The 16,373-nt window shown below is 67.3% G+C and carries 15 protein-coding genes; 4 read left to right on the plus strand and 11 right to left on the minus strand.

The features are described 5' to 3' along the window. Positions 1-21 precede the first annotated feature (21 nt). The 3 genes from dctP to EEY80_RS18525 are packed head-to-tail and all read left to right on the plus strand — an operon-like array spanning position 22 to position 2,953. Positions 22-1,056, plus strand: coding sequence for a TRAP transporter substrate-binding protein DctP (dctP, locus tag EEY80_RS18515; RefSeq protein WP_126979144.1), 1,035 nt, complete (start codon positions 22-24; stop codon positions 1,054-1,056). A gap of 59 nt (positions 1,057-1,115) precedes the next feature. Further along, a complete protein-coding gene (locus tag EEY80_RS18520) occupies positions 1,116-1,631 on the plus strand; it encodes a TRAP transporter small permease subunit (RefSeq protein ID WP_126979146.1) in 516 nt (171 codons plus the stop codon). Then, positions 1,631-2,953, plus strand: a complete 1,323-nt coding sequence (locus tag EEY80_RS18525; protein WP_126979148.1) for a TRAP transporter large permease — start codon at positions 1,631-1,633, stop codon at positions 2,951-2,953. The genes EEY80_RS18520 and EEY80_RS18525 overlap by 1 nt, the downstream gene beginning before the upstream one ends. 75 nt (positions 2,954-3,028) lie before the next feature. Here EEY80_RS18525 and EEY80_RS18530 read toward each other — a convergent pair whose 3' ends face one another. The 6 genes from EEY80_RS18530 to EEY80_RS18555 form a co-directional block, all read right to left on the minus strand. Further along, the gene (locus EEY80_RS18530; RefSeq protein ID WP_126979184.1) at positions 3,029-4,156 is read right to left on the minus strand and encodes an aromatic ring-hydroxylating oxygenase subunit alpha; all 1,128 of its coding nucleotides are present in this window, start codon (positions 4,154-4,156) and stop codon (positions 3,029-3,031) included. Positions 4,157-4,389: 233 nt separating this feature from the next. Then, positions 4,390-5,499: an acetylornithine deacetylase gene (argE, locus tag EEY80_RS18535; RefSeq protein WP_126979150.1), complete on the minus strand. Its 1,110-nt coding sequence runs from the start codon at positions 5,497-5,499 to the stop codon at positions 4,390-4,392. Positions 5,500-5,509: 10 nt separating this feature from the next. Further along, positions 5,510-6,439, minus strand: coding sequence for a LysR family transcriptional regulator (locus tag EEY80_RS18540; RefSeq protein ID WP_126979152.1), 930 nt, complete (start codon positions 6,437-6,439; stop codon positions 5,510-5,512). Further along, entirely contained in the window at positions 6,439-7,119 is a 681-nt protein-coding gene (locus EEY80_RS18545) for a DUF1028 domain-containing protein (RefSeq protein WP_126979154.1), read from the minus strand. Before EEY80_RS18545 ends, EEY80_RS18540 begins: the two co-directional genes overlap by 1 nt. Before the next feature lie 20 nt (positions 7,120-7,139). After that, positions 7,140-7,553: a RidA family protein gene (locus EEY80_RS18550; RefSeq protein ID WP_126979156.1), complete on the minus strand. Its 414-nt coding sequence runs from the start codon at positions 7,551-7,553 to the stop codon at positions 7,140-7,142. A gap of 31 nt (positions 7,554-7,584) precedes the next feature. Further along, a complete protein-coding gene (locus EEY80_RS18555) occupies positions 7,585-8,871 on the minus strand; it encodes a flavin-containing monooxygenase (protein WP_126979158.1) in 1,287 nt (428 codons plus the stop codon). A 427-nt stretch (positions 8,872-9,298) separates the two neighbouring features. On the opposite strand from EEY80_RS18555, the gene EEY80_RS18560 reads away from it, so the two are divergent. After that, a complete protein-coding gene (locus tag EEY80_RS18560) occupies positions 9,299-10,042 on the plus strand; it encodes a class II aldolase/adducin family protein (protein ID WP_126979160.1) in 744 nt (247 codons plus the stop codon). A 59-nt stretch (positions 10,043-10,101) separates the two neighbouring features. On the opposite strand, the gene EEY80_RS20740 is transcribed toward EEY80_RS18560, so the two are convergent. The 5 genes from EEY80_RS20740 to EEY80_RS18585 form a co-directional block, all read right to left on the minus strand. Continuing rightward, a complete protein-coding gene (locus EEY80_RS20740) occupies positions 10,102-10,404 on the minus strand; it encodes an ATP-binding protein (protein WP_126979186.1) in 303 nt (100 codons plus the stop codon). Next, on the minus strand, positions 10,299-11,273 hold the full coding sequence (locus tag EEY80_RS18570) for a TAXI family TRAP transporter solute-binding subunit (RefSeq protein ID WP_126979162.1): 975 nt from the start codon (positions 11,271-11,273) through the stop codon (positions 10,299-10,301). Before EEY80_RS18570 ends, EEY80_RS20740 begins: the two co-directional genes overlap by 106 nt. Before the next feature lie 31 nt (positions 11,274-11,304). Then, positions 11,305-13,401 carry a TRAP transporter permease gene (locus tag EEY80_RS18575; RefSeq protein WP_126979164.1) on the minus strand — a complete coding sequence of 699 codons (2,097 nt, stop codon included), beginning with the start codon at positions 13,399-13,401 and terminating at the stop codon, positions 11,305-11,307. After that, a complete protein-coding gene (locus EEY80_RS18580; RefSeq protein WP_126979166.1) occupies positions 13,391-15,049 on the minus strand; it encodes a sulfatase-like hydrolase/transferase in 1,659 nt (552 codons plus the stop codon). The genes EEY80_RS18575 and EEY80_RS18580 overlap by 11 nt, the downstream gene beginning before the upstream one ends. A gap of 119 nt (positions 15,050-15,168) precedes the next feature. Beyond that, the gene (locus EEY80_RS18585; RefSeq protein ID WP_126979168.1) at positions 15,169-16,062 is read right to left on the minus strand and encodes a LysR substrate-binding domain-containing protein; all 894 of its coding nucleotides are present in this window, start codon (positions 16,060-16,062) and stop codon (positions 15,169-15,171) included. Between the last annotated feature and the right edge of the window lie 311 nt (positions 16,063-16,373).

Consider the following 16,373-nt stretch of genomic DNA (forward strand, 5'->3'; position numbering starts at 1 on the left):
GATCACACAGGGAGGAAGACCATGACCACATCGACCCGGCGCAGCATGCTGCGCCTCGGGGCGGCCGCACTGGCTGCACCCGCCATCGTCGCCGCGACCTCGGTGCGTGCCCAGGGCACGACCACCTGGCGGATGCAGGCCCTCTGGGGCGGCGGCACCACGCCCATGGAGTTCGAGGAACGCTTCTGCGCCCGCGTCGCCCAGCTGACCAACGGATCGCTGCAGATCACCCCCTTCGCGGGCGGCCAGATCGTGCCCGCGGCCCAGGCCTTCGACGCCGTGCGCGGCGGCGCCTTCGAACTGATGAAGACCTTCGACGGCTACACCGCCGGCAAGATCCCGGCGCATGGCTTCTCGTCCACCGTGCCCTTCGGCTTCCCCGAGGCCGACCAGTACGAGGCGTGGTTCTACGAACGCGACGGGCTGGACCTGGCGCGGGAAAGCTATGCCTCCGCCGGCCTGACCTATGTCGCGCCGACCGTCTATGGCGAGGAGCCCATTCATTCGCGCGTGCCGATCACCAGCATCGCGGACCTGAACGGGCTGAAGGGCCGCTTCGTCGGCCTCGCCGCGGCGGTGATGGGCGATTTCGGCGTCTCCGTTTCGCCGCTGCCGACCTCCGAGGTCTATTCGGCGCTCGACAAGGGGCTCGTGGACATCGCCGACCGCGGCGACATCAAGGCCAATTACGAGGAAGGCCTGCACGAGGTGGCCCAGTATCTGGTGCTGCCGGGCTTCCACCAGCCCTCGACCGCGACCTCCTATGTCGCGAATACCCGGGCCTACGAGGCGCTGGACGACCAGCAGCGCGCCGCGCTCGAGGTCGCATCGCGCGAGATCTCGGGCACGCTGCGTCAGAACATCCTCGTCGCCAACGGCGAGTATATCGCCAGGTTCCAGGGGGCCGGGGTCGAGATCGTGGACCTCGATCCGCAGGATATCGCGGACAACCGCGCCAAGGCGGTGGAAAGCTGGGCCAAGGCGGCAACCGACGACCTGTCGAAGCGCATGATGGACTCGCAGGTCGCGCTGATGAAAGAACTGCGCCTGCTGTGACAGTCGCAAAGGGGCCGGCCTGAATCGTCGGGCCGCCCTTCCCTTTCCCGGAGTCCGTCATGCTGCACCTGTCCCGTGGCATCACCGCGCTGAACCGCGGTCTCTTCGCCGTATCGAAATGGCTCGTCTACGCCATCGTCCTCCTGATGCTGTGGGAGGTGCTGTCGCGCTATCTGCTGGCGGCGCCCACCTCCTGGGCGCCCGAGCTTGCAACGCTCGTCTTCGGGCCCTTCTTCCTGCTGGGCGGGCCGTACCTTCTGCATCTGGGCGGGCATGTGGCGGTCGACATCGTCTCGGCCAAGGCTACGGGCAGGCTCGCCACGGTGCTGACCCTCATCGGCCTGCTGTTGGCGGCTGCCTTCGGGCTGATCCTGCTGTGGTTCGCGGCTCCGCTGGCCTGGCAGAGCTACAGCTACGGCGAGACCAGCTATTCGGCCTGGAACCCTCCGATCTGGCCGGCCAAGCTGTTCCTGCCGCTCGCCGCGCTGCTGCTCGCCCTGCAGGCGCTGGCCGATACCGTCGCCGTCCTCTCCGGCACCCATCCCGGGCCCGATGCGGGCGCGGAGGCGCAGTGATGGAAAGCACGCTCATCCTGACCTTCATGTTCGTCTCGCTCGTCGTCTTCATGCTGAGCGGCGCAGGACTGGCCTTCGTGCTGGGCGCCATCGCCTTCATCTCGACAATCCTGCTGTGGGGGCCGGCGGCGCTGATCGTGGCGGTGCTGAACACCTTCGAGACGATGACCTCGGAAAGCCTGATGGCGATCCCGCTCTATGTGCTCATGGCCTCGATCCTGCAGAAATCCGCGGTGATCGATGCGCTGTACGACGCGATGGAAACCTGGTTCGCACGGGTCAACGGCGGGCTTGCCGTCGGCACCATCGCGATCTGCACCATCCTCGCCGCGATGACGGGCGTCGTCGGCGCGGCCGTCGCCGCGATGGGCATCCTCGCCCTGCCCTCGATGCTGAAGCGCGGCTATTATCCGCCGCTGGCGCTGGGCGCGATCTGCGCCGGCGGCACGCTGGGCATCCTGATCCCGCCCTCGGTCATCACCATCGTCTACGCCATCACCGCGCAGATCTCGATCGGCCAGATGTTCGCCGCGGGCATCATGCCGGGCCTCATCCTCGCAGGCAGCTACATCCTCTATATCCTCGTGCGGACCTGGATCAATCCCGAGCTTGCGCCGACGCCGGACGACATCCAGGACGTGCCGCTGCGGGTGAAGCTGTCGAAGCTGAAAAGCCTGATCCTGCCCGCCTTCGTCGTCCTGGGCGTGCTCGGCTCGATCTATGCCGGCATCGCCACCCCGACCGAGGCCGCCGCCGTCGGCGTCCTGGGCGCGGCCGCCTCGGCGCTGATGATGCGGCGCTTCACCCTCTCGATGCTGTCGGGCAGCGCCACCGACACCTTGCGCGTCACGGCGATGATCCTATGGATCACCATCGGCGCGCGGGCCTTCATCTCGACCTTCGTGGCCACCGGCGGCGCGGATTCGCTGCTGAACTTCGTCGAGACGCTGGAGGCCTCGCGCTGGCTGGTGCTGGGCGTGATGATGCTGATCCTGATCTTCCTCGGGCTCTTCCTCGACGAGATCGGGATCATCCTGCTTTGCGTGCCGGTCTTCCTGCCGATCGTCACCGCGCTGGAATTCGACCCGTTGTGGTTCGGGGTGCTCTTCATGATCACGGCGCAGATGGCCTATATCACCCCGCCCTTCGGCTATACGCTCTTCTACCTCAAGGGCGTGCTGCCCAAAGGCATCGGCATCGGGCAGGTCTATCGCGGCGTGATCCCCTTCTTCCTGATCCAGGTGGTGATCCTGATCGTCTTCGCCCTCTTCCCCGGCCTGGTCACCTGGCTGCCCGAGGCGCTGGCCGGCAATGCGAGGTGATCCCGCGACGGCGGGTCATCGCCGACGTCATGACCGGAGGTCCGGGCCTGTCATCGGACGGGACGGGGAACGGGATCAGGCCTGCGAGACCATCCGCGAGATCCATTGCGCGAACTCGTAGTTCGGCCGCTCCAGATGGGACAGGGGGCCGGGCCGGGCGAGGCGGCTCTGCATGCCCTGCCAGACCCGTTCGGTGCAGCCCTTGTCCTCTTCGTTCACGTCGTCCAGCAACAGCTTCAGCGCCGCCAGATGCCCTTCGGCCGCGGGATCGGCGAGAAATTCCGGCGACAGCCCGCCGCCATAGAGGATCTTCACATGGTCCGGCCCGTCCGGCATCAGCGAGAGATACCAGAAATAGCCGGGCGTCAGCGTGATCAGCAGCGACGGATACAGCGCCAGCAGCCATGTCCGCCGCCGGTCGTCGCCCTGAAGCACGGTGTTGGACGGATGGGCCAGCGCCAGCGGCACCGTGTCGTCCTTGAGGATGTGGTGGTAGTTGAAGCCGGAAAAGCCCTCGGGGCAGACCATGTCCCTGAGCCTGGTCGCCCCGCCGATCGTGCCGGCATGGCAGACCGGCAGATGATAGCTTTCCATGAAGTTCTCGGCGAGGATCTTCCAGTTGGTCTGCCAGCGATGCTCTTCGCGGAAGGTCTCGACATAGGTCGACATGTCGAGATAGCCGACAAGATCGTCGATTTCGGCATAGATCGCCGACGGGTCGGGCAGGTCCGCGTCCAGCGTGACCATGATCCAGCCCTTCCAGTTCACGCAGCGGATGGCGGGAAGGCCCGATGTCTGCTTGCAGAAGCTGCCGTTCCGTTCCATCGCCGGGGCGCCGCGCAGCGATCCGTCCAGCGAATAGGTCCAGGCGTGATAGGGGCAGGTGATGACGCGCACGGTCCCGCGGCCTTCCAGCAGCAGCGACATGCGATGGCGGCAGACATTGGACATGGCGCGCAGCTCGCCGTCGCCGTCGCGCAGCACGATGATCGACTCGCCCGCGATCTGCAGCGTCATGTAATCGCCGCGCCCCTTCAGCGCCTCGGCACGGCCGGCGCAGACCCAGCTTTTCGCGAAGACATGCGATTGTTCCAAAGCGAGGAACTCTGCCGAGGTATAGACCGAGGCGGGCATGGCCGTGGCCCGTTCGAACGGAACGGCGACGTTCTCGGCAAGTTCGGCCGCGGGGGTGATCCTGTTCATCATCAGCTCCATCTCGGCATCCCGGCAGGGCGGTCGGGCGCCCCCGCCGCTGCGGTTCGGACTGCGCGACACCGTGTCGTCAAGGATGGGAATGGCGGTTCGGTGGCCTAGGCGAAAGGAAGATTTTCATTAGCTCCGCTTAGGGAATGGCTAATTTCTGCCGGTGTGGGCCCGGTTCCGCCACCGCCGCCAGGCGGCCCGTCCACGCGGCCTGCCCGCCGCCTGCAAAAGCATCACTGCGATACGAAATCATGCAGGATGCGGATGCAGCCTTCCATCTGATCCACGGCGATGGACTCGTCGGGTTGGTGGCCGTCGCGCATCGTGCCCGGCCCCCAGACGACGGTCGGGATGCCTTGCGCGGCGAAGAAGCCTGCCTCGGTCCCGAAGGCGACGGTGCCGGGCGACGGGTCGGGCAGCAGCGCCGCGAAGGCCGTCAGTTCGGGCCGGGCCGGATCGGTGTCGAGGCCGGGGTAGCGGCCCGTCTCGGTGATTGTCACGGCGTCGGGGACGTCGAGGGTGGCAAGGATCGCCTCGGGCGTCTCGGCGGCAAGGTGCCGGATCTCGAACAACAGCTCGGCCCGGTCCGGCACGATGTTGAGCGCGCTGCCCCCGCGCAGCACCCCGGCATGGATCGTCGAAAAGGCGGGATCGTAGCGCGGATCCTGCGGTCCGCTCGCGGCGATCCGGGCCTGCCGGTCGCGGATCGCACAGACCAGATCGGCCGCGGGATGCAGGGCATTGCGGAACCGGGGGGCCATGGCGGAATGTCCCGGCTCGCCCGAGGCCACCGCCCGATAGCTGGCCTTGCCCTTGTGCGCCGTAACCAGCCGCAGCGAGGTCGGCTCGCCCACGATGCACATCGCCGGCCGCCCGAGAGTCGGGACCACCCGGTCGATCATCTCGGCGATGCCGCGGCAGCCGATCTCTTCGTCCCAGCTGAGCGCGAAGGCCAGCGGCAGGCGCTGTCGGCCCGCCGGCAGGTTCTGCACCACGGTCAGAAAGCAGGCGATGAAGCCCTTCATGTCGGTCGTCCCCCGGCCGAAATGCCGCCCATCCCGCGTTTCCAGACGGAAAGGATCGCGGGACCAGTCCTGCCCCTCGACCGGAACGACATCGCTATGGGCCGAACAGAGCAGCCCGCCCTCGCCCTCGCCCCGGCGGGCCAGCAGCCCGGCCTTGAGGCCGTCGGCCGAGCCGAGGCGCCAGGTGCGGAACCCCTGCCCGTCCAGAAAGCGGCGGACCCAGTCCACCATGTCGCCGTTCGGGCCGCCGGTGATGGTCGAAAAGCCGACGAGGGTGGCGAGGATGTCGCGGCTTTCGCGCCGCAGGTCAGCTGTCATGGCGGCGGCCTCAAGGGCTGGTCAGGCTGAACGCGCTGTGGTTGTTCAGATGACGGCGGGCATGTTCCAGGAACGCGGCCACCGTGCGCGAACTGTCCGTCCCCTCGCTCAGCAGGACCCCCATCCGCAAGCTGCGCGCCGGCCCCGAGATCGGCACGAAGCGCAGCTTGCCGCCATCGGGGGCCCGGTCGTTCAGGGGGCGGATATTGGCGATCGAATAGCCGAAGTCATTGGCGACGAGCGAGCGCATGACGGCGATGTCGCGGGTCTTCTCAACGATCCGGGGCCGCGTATGGAGTCCGGCGAAAATCGACATGAAATAGTCGGCGCTGACCGGCAGATCCAGCAGGATCATCGGCAGGTCGACCAGTTCGGCCGGCGAGACCTCGGACCGCCCGGCCAGCGGGTGGCGGTCCGAGAAATAGGCGACGGGCGGCAGATCGGCCAGCGGCACGAAGGTCAGGTCCGAGGGGATGTTGATGTCATAGGTGATGGCGACATCCAGACTGGCATCATGCAGCTGCGCAAACAGTTCGGACTGGTCGCGTTCGTATTGGTGGAACTGCACCTCGGGATAGGTGTCGACGAAGCTGCGGCGCAGCCTGGGCAGCACGATCTGGGCGAAGGTGACAAGGCAGCCGACATGCAGGTCACCCCTGACCTTGCCCGCCAGGTCGTTTGCCAGGTTGCCGAGCGAATGCGCCATCGCCACCGTCTCGCGCGCGCCCTCGAGAAAGCGCCGTCCCACCTGCGAGACCGACAGCCCCTGCGCATGGCGGCGCACGAAGAGCTTCAGGCCGATCTCGGCCTCGAGCTGCGCGATGGCGGTCGAGATGGTGGGCGACGAGACATGGACCTTCTGCGCGGCCAGGGCGATCGAGCCGCAGTCGCAGACCGCGATGAAATACTCGAGCTGCCTCAGCGTGATGCGCAGCGGCATCAGCGGTCGTCGCCCGGGACGCCATAGGAGGGCGCGGCGTCGGGATTCAGGGCGCGGGTGACGTAATCGTCGGCCTGCGGGCGATAGATCTGCCAGATCCCCGCCAGCGCGGCGATGGGGCAATCCTCCTCCAGCCAGTCCACGCGCAGATCGGCATAAGGCCAGCTTTGCCTGTCGGCGATCAGCAGCCCGGCCGAATGGACCGGCCCCGCCTCGCCGCCCGCATCGGCCCCGGCGCGAAGCGCGGCGATCAGCCGATCCCCCAGCGTGCCGCCGGCCGCCTCGAACCCCGCGATCATCGCCGCCGGCACGCCCTCCTGTGCCAGCATGTTGCCGCCCGAGGCGCAGTCCCGCCCCTCTGCCGAGGTCCAGATACCCAGGGCGCGCGCCCCCGAATGCACCGCCGTCCGGCCCGCGGCGTCGATGGCCAGAAGCTGGCGGAACTCGGGATGGGCATCGGCCGCCCGCGCCGCCCCGACCGCCGCCGCCGCATCGTCGCCTGCGGCGAGGCGGTCCAGCATCGCGGCCCCGAGCGCGGGATTGGTCACGTTCTGCGTCGAGACGGCACCGACGCCTGCCCGCACCCAGGCACAGCGCGCGGCGACGGCCGGCGAGGACGAGGCGATCGCCACCCCGAATTGGCCGCTTTGCGCGCAGCGCCCGATGATCGAAAAGGTCATCCCGCCCCCCTGCCGACGTCTCAGTCCGGGATCACGGCCGTCGCGTCGATCTCGACCAGCCATTCGGGCCGCGCGAGGGCGACGACGACAAGGCCGGTGCAGACCGGATGCACGCCGCGGATGTATTCGCCCATCGTGCGATAGACGGCCTCGCGGTGGCGCACGTCGGTCAGATAGACCACCAGCTTGGTCAGATGCTCCATCTTCCCGCCGCTCTCCTCGATCAGCTGCCGGATGTTCTGCATGACCTTGTGGGTCTGATCAACCGGGTCGTGGCTGTCGATGTTTCGGGCGCTGTCCAGATCCTGAGGGCACTGGCCGCGCAGGAAGATGATGCGGCCGCGCGCGACGACCGCCTGCGCGAGGTCGTTGTCGAGCTTCTGCTCGGGATAGGTGTCGCGGGTATTGAAGCTGCGGATGCGGGTATGGGCCATCTTGGGTGTCCGGTTTGCGAATGGGGCGGGATCAGGCGGTCATCTTGCCGGCGGCGGGCCGCAGGTCCCGGTCGGGGACATAGGCGCGGTACTGGGCCTGGATCTCGATATGATCGGCCAGATAGCGCGCATCGTGCCAGACGCCCCAGATGAAGCTGGAGCCCCGCCCCGAAAGCCACGGCAGCCCGAGGAAATAGATGCCCGGCGCGGACGAGACGCCGCGCTGGTGGCTGGGCCGGCCGTCGTCGTCGAAGGCGCCGACACGCATCCAGCCGTAATCGTTGCGAAACCCCGTCGCCCAGATGATCGTGCCGATCCCCGCCGCGCGCAGGTCCAGATGGGTCAGCGGCCGGGTCACGCAATCGGGCATGGCGGCGAGGACGCGGGCCGAGGGTTCGGGCGGCAGGTCGAGCCCGTTCCGCTCGATATGGGCATCCGCCTCGTCGAGGACCGAGAGGTAGTTCGCGTCGCCCCGGCGGATGTTGCGCTCCAGATCGGCACCGAAGGACAGGACGCCGTCGGCGCAGCCCTCGGTCCGGCCGACCAGCACCATCCCGGCATGGGCGAGACGGCGGAAATCGATGGTCTCGCCCCCCCGCGCGCCGCTGACCGCGATGGTCACATGTTCCGTGCCGGGCGCCCTCGCCTGCAGGTCCCACTTCCCCAGAACGCCCAGCCACCAGACGAAATCGCGGCCGCGATAGCTGCGCGGCGGGCGGTCATGCGGACCGACCGACAGATAGACCCTGCGCCCGGACAGCATCAGCTCGTCGGCGATCTGCACGCCCGACGACCCCGCGCCCACCACCAGCACCGCCCCTTCGGGCAGCGCGGCGGGGTTGCGGTAGTCGCTGGAATGGATCTGCAGGAGGCCGGGCGTTGGCGGCACGATCTGCGGGATGACCGGCGTCTGGAAGGCCCCGGTCGCGACGACGACGTTCCGCGCCTCGATCTCGCCCTCCGATGTTTCGGCACGATAGCCGGGCCGCCCCGCCAGCGGGACCAGCCCCGTCACCTCCACCCCGCAACGGATCGGGGCCGCGAACCTTTGGGCATAGGCCTCGAAATAGGCGGCGACATCCTCCTTGGGCACGAAGGCGTCCGGGGAATGGCCCTCGAACGTCATGCCCGGGAAGCGGTCGTGCCAGGCCGGCCCGTTCGCCACCAGGGAATCCCACCGCCGGCTGCGCCAGGCTTCGGCGACCCGGGCCCGTTCGACCACGATATGGGGAATGGACTTGCGGGTCAGATGCTCGCTCATCGCGATGCCGGCTTGTCCTGCGCCGATGACCAGCGTGTCGGTGGTTTCACGTCCCATGCCATGTCCCCTGAAAGCCTGGCGCTTCTGCGCCCGGTCCCATCGTGCTTAGCCGTCGCCCGGATTTCCCAAAACTAATTAATTCAACATCAAACGTTAGGCGTTTCCTAATCCGCAAGTACCGCGCACTTCCCGTGGCCGCGCCGGAATCCCCGTCCAGCCGTTGCCACAGCAGCGGACATGTTTGCCCGGAGAACAGGCATTTCGCGGAGCCCGCCCCATGACGGCCTGTGACGCGGGCTTGCGGCCGTCCCGCTAACGCACGAGAACTGCTCGCTCTCTCGCCCGCGCCCCCCGTTGTTAGTTTCTGGCTAACCAGAGAGAAAGATAAATGAAGTATGCGCTTCGCCCCGCTGCGCCCACAACGACATCAGGCAACGGCTTTACCCTGTCGGGCAGGCCGCGACTGCGATGACGAGGTGAGACCATGCTGGACCAGACCGTTCTCGACGAAACCAGGGCGCGCATCGATCTGGCGGCGGCCCTGCGGATGACGGCGCGCGCGAACATGCACGAGGCGGTGGCGAACCACTATTCGGTCGCGCTGTCGCCGGACGGCATGCGGTTCCTCATCAACCCCAAATGGATGCATTTCGCGCGCGTCAGGGCCTCGGACCTGATCCTCGTGGACATGAACGACCCGGACTCGCAAATGCGCCGCCCCGATCTCGACACAACGGCGCAGGTGATTCACGGGCAGGTGCATGCCCGCTGCCCCGCCGCGCGGGTGATCATGCACCTGCACCCGGTGATGACGACGGCGCTGGCCAGCATCGACCCGCCGCAGATGCCGGCAATCGACCAGAACTCGGCGCGCTACTTCAACCGGCTGGCGGTGGACCTGCATTACGGCGGCATGGCCAATTCCGAAGAGGAAGGCGCGCGGCTGGCAAGCCTGCTGGGCGACAAGAGCCGGCTCTTGATGGGCAACCACGGCATCATGATCACCGCCGCCACCGTGGGCGAGGCCTGGGACGACATCTACACCTTCGACCGCGCGGCGCAGATCGTCGTCGGCGCCATGTCGACGGGCCGGCCGCTGAAATACCTCTCCGACGAAGCGGCCGAGCAGACGGCGAAAGACTGGGAAGGGATTGCCAGCTTCTCGATCCGGCATTTCGAGGAAATGAAGCTGATCCTCGACAAGGAGTGCCCGGACTACCGGGACTGACGGACCTGCTTGCACGCAGCGCCGGAGAGGTCCCCGAAGATCGGGGCGCGACCGTGGGATCAAACCACCCAGGCCGCCTGCGGCAGCACGAGCGTGGCCCTGAGGCCGGGGTCGCGGCGAGACAGGACGATGTCGCCGCCGTGCTGGCGGGCGATCGCGCGGGCGATCGACAGGCCGAGGCCAATCCCCCCCGTTTCCGGCGAGCGCGACTCCTCGAGCCGGAAGAACGGGGTGAAGACGGCCCCCCGGCAAAGCCCTACTTCAACGCGCCGACTTCGCGGTAATAGCGCTCGGCGCCGGGGTGCAGCGGCATGTCGGCGAGCGATTGGGCAGCATAGTCGATGTCCAGCGCCTTGGCCCAGGGCGCTTCGGTGGAGATGCTGTCGATATTCTCCCAGAACGCCTTGGTGACACGGTAGATCGTCTCCTCGTCCAGATCCGCCCGGACGCCGATCCCGACCGCGGTGTCGCTCGACATCACCGGCCCCTCGTTGACCTGGCCCTTGTACTGCCCCGCCGGCACCTCGGCGAGGTAGCGGAAGTTGCCCAGGAACTCGGTCACCGCATCGCCGTCCCAGCTTTCGGGACCGATGAAGCGGAGTTGCTCGGTTTCGGTGAACTGCAGGAACTGCTGGCAGGGATCGAGGCAGCCGTTGACATACATGTCGATCTTGCCGTCGAGGAACGACTGGAAGCCGGTCGCCCAGTTGGCGGTGATCGCCTCGTAGTCCTCGCCTGCGACGAGGCCGGTCGTGGCCGCGATCCAGTCCTTCGCCGCGTTGAAGGCTCCGCCGCCCGCGGGGCCGAGAAAGACCGTCGTGCCCTCGAGGTCGTCAAGCGTCCGGATGTCACTGTCGGCGCGCACGGCGTAGTGGTACTGGCCATAGGGGAACCACATCAGCAGCGCGACGTTCCTGGCCGCTTCGGAGGCATCGGCCTCGTTGCCGTACATCGCCGTCCCGGTCCGCATGAAGTCGTAGATTGTCGGTGAGGCCATGAACATGTCGAGGTTGCCGCGCCCTGTCTCAAGCTGGTGGACCGTCGCTGCCCCGCCGCTCGCGACCTCGATCTCGACGTCGTCGAGATGGTCGTTCACCACATTGGCGAAGGTCGCCATGGTGATGGCCTGCCCGAGCGAGGGCTCGATGGTGGCCATCGTGAGCCTGGTCTCGGCCAGCGCCGGACCGGCCGTCAGAGCGAATGCGGTGGCCGTGAAGATGATCGGTTTCATTGTGTCCTCCTCCTGAAGTCCCAGAGCCTGTTCAGCCGGACAGCGCCTGCGCGCGCCGGCGGGAAAGCATGACCCCCGCGACGATCACCGCGAGCCCGGCAAGTGCTGCCGGCATCGCGATGGCGGACTGCGGCATGAGCGTGAGAAACCCGAGCGCGCCGCGCAGCAGCCGTTCCAGCGCCGAAAGGCGCGCCCGGTCGAACCCGGCGAAGGCCGATGCGATGAGCCACATGGCGAGAGCGAAGGCCATGACGATCCAGGCCAGATCGAACCAGCCCACCGTGCCGATGTCGATCATCGCCTGCGAGACGACACGTTCCTCGCCGAACCACTCGAAGATCACCTGCAGCTTGTAGAGTACCGCCGGGTGATAGGCGAAGACGAAGGGGATCAGGAACCCGGCAAAGGCGATCTTGGCGGCTTCGAACCCGGTGCGGATCGGGTCCGCCCCCGCGATCGGCGCCGCCGCGAAGGCAGCGAGCGCCACGGGCGGCGTGACCGTCGACATCATCGCGAAGACCACCACGAACAGGTGCAGCGTCAGCGGCGGTATCCCGACCGCATCGATTCCCGACGAGAGCGCGATGACGATGATGAAGTATGTCGCCCCCGGCGGCAGGCCCATGCCCAGCACGATGGCGCCGAGCGCGACCACCAGCAGAACCACCGGCAGCGGCCCGTCCGCCACCTGCGCCAGCAGCAGCGACAGCCGCCCGGCGAAGCCCGAGGTCTGGATCAGCCCGACGATCAGCCCGATGGCCGTGACGATCACGACGATGGATGCGCACATCCGCCCCGCATCGGCGAAGGCTGTCCAGATGCGCGTGCGGGACCGGAACTCCTTGAACAGGATGGCCGAGGCCGCCAGCGCCACGACGAAGCCGTAGAACCCCGCCTTGGGCACCGAGGGCTGCGCGAAGAGAAAGTAGGACAGCGTCCCCAGGGGCGCGACGAAGACGAGGCATTGCACCCACTCGGCGCGCGTCAGCCCGGGGCGGGTGTTTGCGGGCAAGGCGCCGATGCCCAGCCGACGGGCCTCGAAATAGACCGCAAGGAAGGTGCCGAGATAGTAGAAGGCTGCCGGCACGATGGCCGCGACGACGATATAGCGGTATTCCAGCCCGATCTGGCCCGCGACGAAAAAGGCCACCACGCCCATCACCGGCGGCATGATCTGTCCGCCGGTGGAGGCTGCGGCCTCTACCGCGCCCGCGAAGGCGGGACGGAAGCCCGAGCGCCTGATGACCGGGATGGTCATGACGCCGGTCGCGACGACGTTGGAGATCGCCGCGCCCGAAAGCGTTCCGAACAGCGCCGAGGAGGCCACGGCCGCATGAGCCGCGCCGCCGGTGAACCCTCCGGTCAGGCGGTTCGCGATCTTCATCAGCAGGTCGCCCGCGCCAGAGGCCATGAGAACCGCACCGAACACGATGAAGATCAGGACGTCACCGGTCACGACCTGGATGGGCTGGCCGAACATGCCCCCGGTCTGCGCCCAGAACTGGAGCGCCATCTGGCGGAAGTTCTGCGCCACCGAGGCCTCGGAGCCCGCGAGTATGCCGGTCCAGCCGGGCAGGAAGCCCTTCACGAAGAAGTAGATCACCCAAAAGAGGCAGAAGGCGACGATGAAGCCGCCGAAGAGCCTCCAGGTGAGGTAGAGGGTGATGACGGTCGCCATCGTGAACATCAGGTAGTCGAGCGGCCGGATCGTGGGCAGCATGCCCGCGTCGCTCGCGAAGATGTTGACCACCCAGCTCACGAAGGCGATGACGGCCAGCGCGGCCAGGATCCGGTTGGTCCAGCGCAGGCTGCCGCGGACGGGCAGCGCCAGCAGCGCGATGATGAAGCTGAGGATGATCGGCACCCCGATGATCAGCCCCGTCGGCAGCAGGACGGATCGCTCGAAGCCGCGATGCGCCGCGCCCAGCCAGTGCTCGCGCAGAAGGACGCGCTGGTCCCGGCGGCTCAGGTCGTCGAAGCCGGGGGACGTGGTCTCGATCATCCAGCGAACGAACTCGCTGATCGGACCCGAAGCGGAATAGAGCAGGACAACCAGCGTGAAGAAGACCGCCACTGCATCGGTGATCCGGCGGTCGACGCGGCCGGGAAGAGGGGCATCAGCGTTCATCGTCGCGAACCCGATCGGTGTGGACCTGCCGCGCGGGGCCGCGGTAGCGTTCGGTCAGCGCGGGCGGAACCTCCGAGCCGTCCACGAGGAACGGCAGGATGCCCTTGCGCATGGTGGCCCCCCGGCGCCGCTCGATATCCGCGTCCGACATCGTGACCCTTTGGGCGAGGCGGCGGCCCCAGGCGGCGAGGTGGTCGTAGAGCCGGTCAACCTGCCCTGCATGCGCCGGATCGTCGCCGAGGTCGGTGAACTCGTTGGGATCGGTGGCGAGGTCGAAGAGCATCGGCCGGAAGCCGCCCTCGAAATGGATCAGCTTCCAGCGCCCGTCGAACACCATGAAGATCCGCGCGTCCCGCGGGCTGACCCCGAGCGCCGTGCAGCGCGGGGTGACGGAGTAGTCGTATTCGCTGATCACGAAGTCCCGCCATGCCGGCGTCTCGCCCCGGAGCCAGGGCATCAGGGAGCGCCCTTCGATGATGTGATCCGGCACCGTTCCGCCGGCCGCCTCGACGAAGGTGGCGGCAAGGTCGATCGCCTCGACCAGCGCGCCACAGGTTGTGCCGCGGGTGGCGTCGGCCTCCGCACGCGGATCGCAGACGATCAGCGGGACCTTCACCGCCGCCTCGTGGAAGAAGTCCTTCTCGCCCAGCCAGTGATCGCCAAGGTAATCGCCGTGGTCCGAGGTCAGGACGATCATCGTGTCGTCCATCCGCCCGCTGGCCTCGAGGTAATCCAGAAGCCGCCCGAGCTGATCGTCACACTGCTTGATGAGGCCCATATAGGCCGGAATCACCTTCTCGCGAACCTCGTCCTTCTGGAAGGCCCCGGCGACCCTGGTCTCGTGATAGGCGGCGAGGACGGGGTGAGGATTTTCAAGCTCGGCCCTGTCGCGGACCGCGGGCAGAAGGTCACCGGCCCCGTACATCTCGTGATAGGGGGCGGGGACGATATAGGGCCAGTGCGGCTTGATGAACGAGACATGGGCGCACCACGGCGCCTTTGCCTGGTCGATGAAGCGGATGGTCTCCGAGGTCAGCCAGGGCGTTTCGCTGTCCTCTTCACGGATATTGGCGGGCTTGTCGGCGTTCATGAACATCCAGCCCGAAGCCATCTCGCCGTTCTCGACCCCCGCATTGGCGTAATCCGCCCAGGGGTTCTCGCCGTCGTAGCCCTTCGCCTTGAGGTATTCGTTATAGGGCGAGCGCCTTGTGTCGTAGAGCCCGTCCGGCCCCGCGCCCCACAGCCCGTCGTCCCGGATCCAGGCGTCGAAGCCGCAATCGGCCTGCCGCGCCCCGATCTCGCTGTCGGGCGCGAGGCCCAGCCGGGCCATACCTTTGGCATCCGCCTTCATATGGGTCTTTCCGAGAAGCCAGCAGTCCATCCCGAGTTCGCGCAGGTGATCGCCGAGGGTGATCTCGCCCACACGGAGCGGGAAACCGTTCCACTGCGCCCCGTGTGACGAGACATAGCGCCCGGTGTAGAAGCTCATCCGCGAGGCGCCGCAGATCGGCGACTGGACGTAGGCGTTGGTGAAGCGCACGCCCTTCGCCGCGAGGCGGTCGAAGTTCGGTGTGTGCAGGTGCGGGTGCCCCGCGCAGCTCAGGTAATCGAACCGGAGCTGGTCGTACATGACGAACAGGATATTCATTCGCCTCCTCCCCTTGCTTTCCCGGTCGGCGAGTGCCGGGACATATCCTTGCTAGCGCCTCCCCCGGGTCGGGGGGAGGCGCGAAATAGGAATGGATATAACCGTGGGGAATATCCCGCCTAGAAGGCGTTGACGGCCTCTTGGCTCACGCAATCGCAGAAGTAGCGCAGCGCCGGTGTCGCCGGCCGGTCCGAGGCGGTGGTGATCGCAATGCGCGCGCGCCGGATCGGCGGGATGTCGAGCGCCCGGATGCGCCAGTTGGTGAGGGTTCGGTCGAGAAGCAGTTCCGGGAAGGCGCAGAGGAAGTCGCTGTCCTGCACCATGGCAAGGACGGAGGTGATCGACTCGGAGGTGACCCGCGCCTGGGGAGGATTAAGCCCGCGCAAGGTGAAGTTGCGCTGGAAATACGGCAGCCGGGCGCGGGTGCCGATCATCAGCCAGTCGCCCTCGACGAGCTGGGCAAGGTCGGTGCAGTTTCGCCAGCGCGAATTTTCTCCGGTGATGACCGAAACCGGAGTCTCCAGAAGGAAGGCGACCGAGAGGCCCGCCACGTCCTTGCCCTGCGGCTCTGGCCCGATGACGAGGTCGACCAGTCCGTCCCGCACCGGACCGAAGGCCATCGGCTCGTGCCCGCCGCCGATCTGCACATCGACCTCGGGGAAGCGCTTTCGGAACCGCTTGATGGTGCCGGCGATCAGGCGGTTCGCGGCCAGCGGTGAGACGGTGACGGTGATGCGTCCGGTGCCCTCGCCGCGGCGCTGGTCGATCTCTTCCTGCATCTTCCGCATTTCGGCGTGGATGACCTCCGCCCGGCGCAAGACTGCCTTGCCGTCCTCGGTCGCGACCACCCCCGAGGTCGCGCGCTTGAAGATAGCGACGCCGAGATCGGCCTCGGCCTGCCGGAGAGCCTTGGTCACCGCGGGCTGGGTCCTGCCCAGCAATTTCGAGGCGGCGCGGATCGACCCGGCGCGGTCGACGGCGAGGAGCATCTCGATGTGCTGGAGTTTCAGCATGTGGCCTCCCCGTTTGACTTGCCCGTTCTCGGTGAGGGGCGCTCAGGTCACGTCGAGCGGACTTCGCACGATGCGCGGTATTCAGGAAGCCGGGCGTGGAGTGCCGCCGGAGGGAGGTATAGAACTCGCAGATGTATCTGGCGATGGAATTGTTGGACCGATAGCGGGAAAGCGAGGCTGCCGCTGCTGTGACCCCCGATGCTCATCCAGCTGAGACCAGAGTCGGCGGTTGAATTTGGCGCGGTTGCGCCGACGGAGCAATGGGCGATCTGCGCAGCGGTTCATTTGCGCGAAGCTGTTCGCCCATTGCG

The sequence above is a fragment of the Frigidibacter oleivorans genome (assembly GCF_003993775.1).
GTDB lineage: Bacteria > Pseudomonadota > Alphaproteobacteria > Rhodobacterales > Rhodobacteraceae > Frigidibacter > Frigidibacter oleivorans.

Coding starts and splice junctions, on each gene's coding strand:
- EEY80_RS18570 (WP_126979162.1), bottom strand. CDS start 11,273: ATGAAACCGATCATCTTCACGGCCACCGCATTCGCTCTGACGGCCGGT.
- EEY80_RS18575 (WP_126979164.1), bottom strand. CDS start 13,401: ATGAACGCTGATGCCCCTCTTCCCGGCCGCGTCGACCGCCGGATCACC.
- EEY80_RS18560 (WP_126979160.1), top strand. CDS start 9,299: ATGCTGGACCAGACCGTTCTCGACGAAACCAGGGCGCGCATCGATCTG.
- EEY80_RS18545 (WP_126979154.1), bottom strand. CDS start 7,119: ATGACCTTTTCGATCATCGGGCGCTGCGCGCAAAGCGGCCAATTCGGG.
- EEY80_RS18580 (WP_126979166.1), bottom strand. CDS start 15,049: ATGAATATCCTGTTCGTCATGTACGACCAGCTCCGGTTCGATTACCTG.
- EEY80_RS18555 (WP_126979158.1), bottom strand. CDS start 8,871: ATGGGACGTGAAACCACCGACACGCTGGTCATCGGCGCAGGACAAGCC.
- EEY80_RS18550 (WP_126979156.1), bottom strand. CDS start 7,553: ATGGCCCATACCCGCATCCGCAGCTTCAATACCCGCGACACCTATCCC.
- dctP (WP_126979144.1), top strand. CDS start 22: ATGACCACATCGACCCGGCGCAGCATGCTGCGCCTCGGGGCGGCCGCA.
- EEY80_RS18530 (WP_126979184.1), bottom strand. CDS start 4,156: ATGAACAGGATCACCCCCGCGGCCGAACTTGCCGAGAACGTCGCCGTT.
- EEY80_RS18585 (WP_126979168.1), bottom strand. CDS start 16,062: ATGCTGAAACTCCAGCACATCGAGATGCTCCTCGCCGTCGACCGCGCC.
- EEY80_RS18520 (WP_126979146.1), top strand. CDS start 1,116: ATGCTGCACCTGTCCCGTGGCATCACCGCGCTGAACCGCGGTCTCTTC.
- argE (WP_126979150.1), bottom strand. CDS start 5,499: ATGACAGCTGACCTGCGGCGCGAAAGCCGCGACATCCTCGCCACCCTC.
- EEY80_RS18540 (WP_126979152.1), bottom strand. CDS start 6,439: ATGCCGCTGCGCATCACGCTGAGGCAGCTCGAGTATTTCATCGCGGTC.
- EEY80_RS18525 (WP_126979148.1), top strand. CDS start 1,631: ATGGAAAGCACGCTCATCCTGACCTTCATGTTCGTCTCGCTCGTCGTC.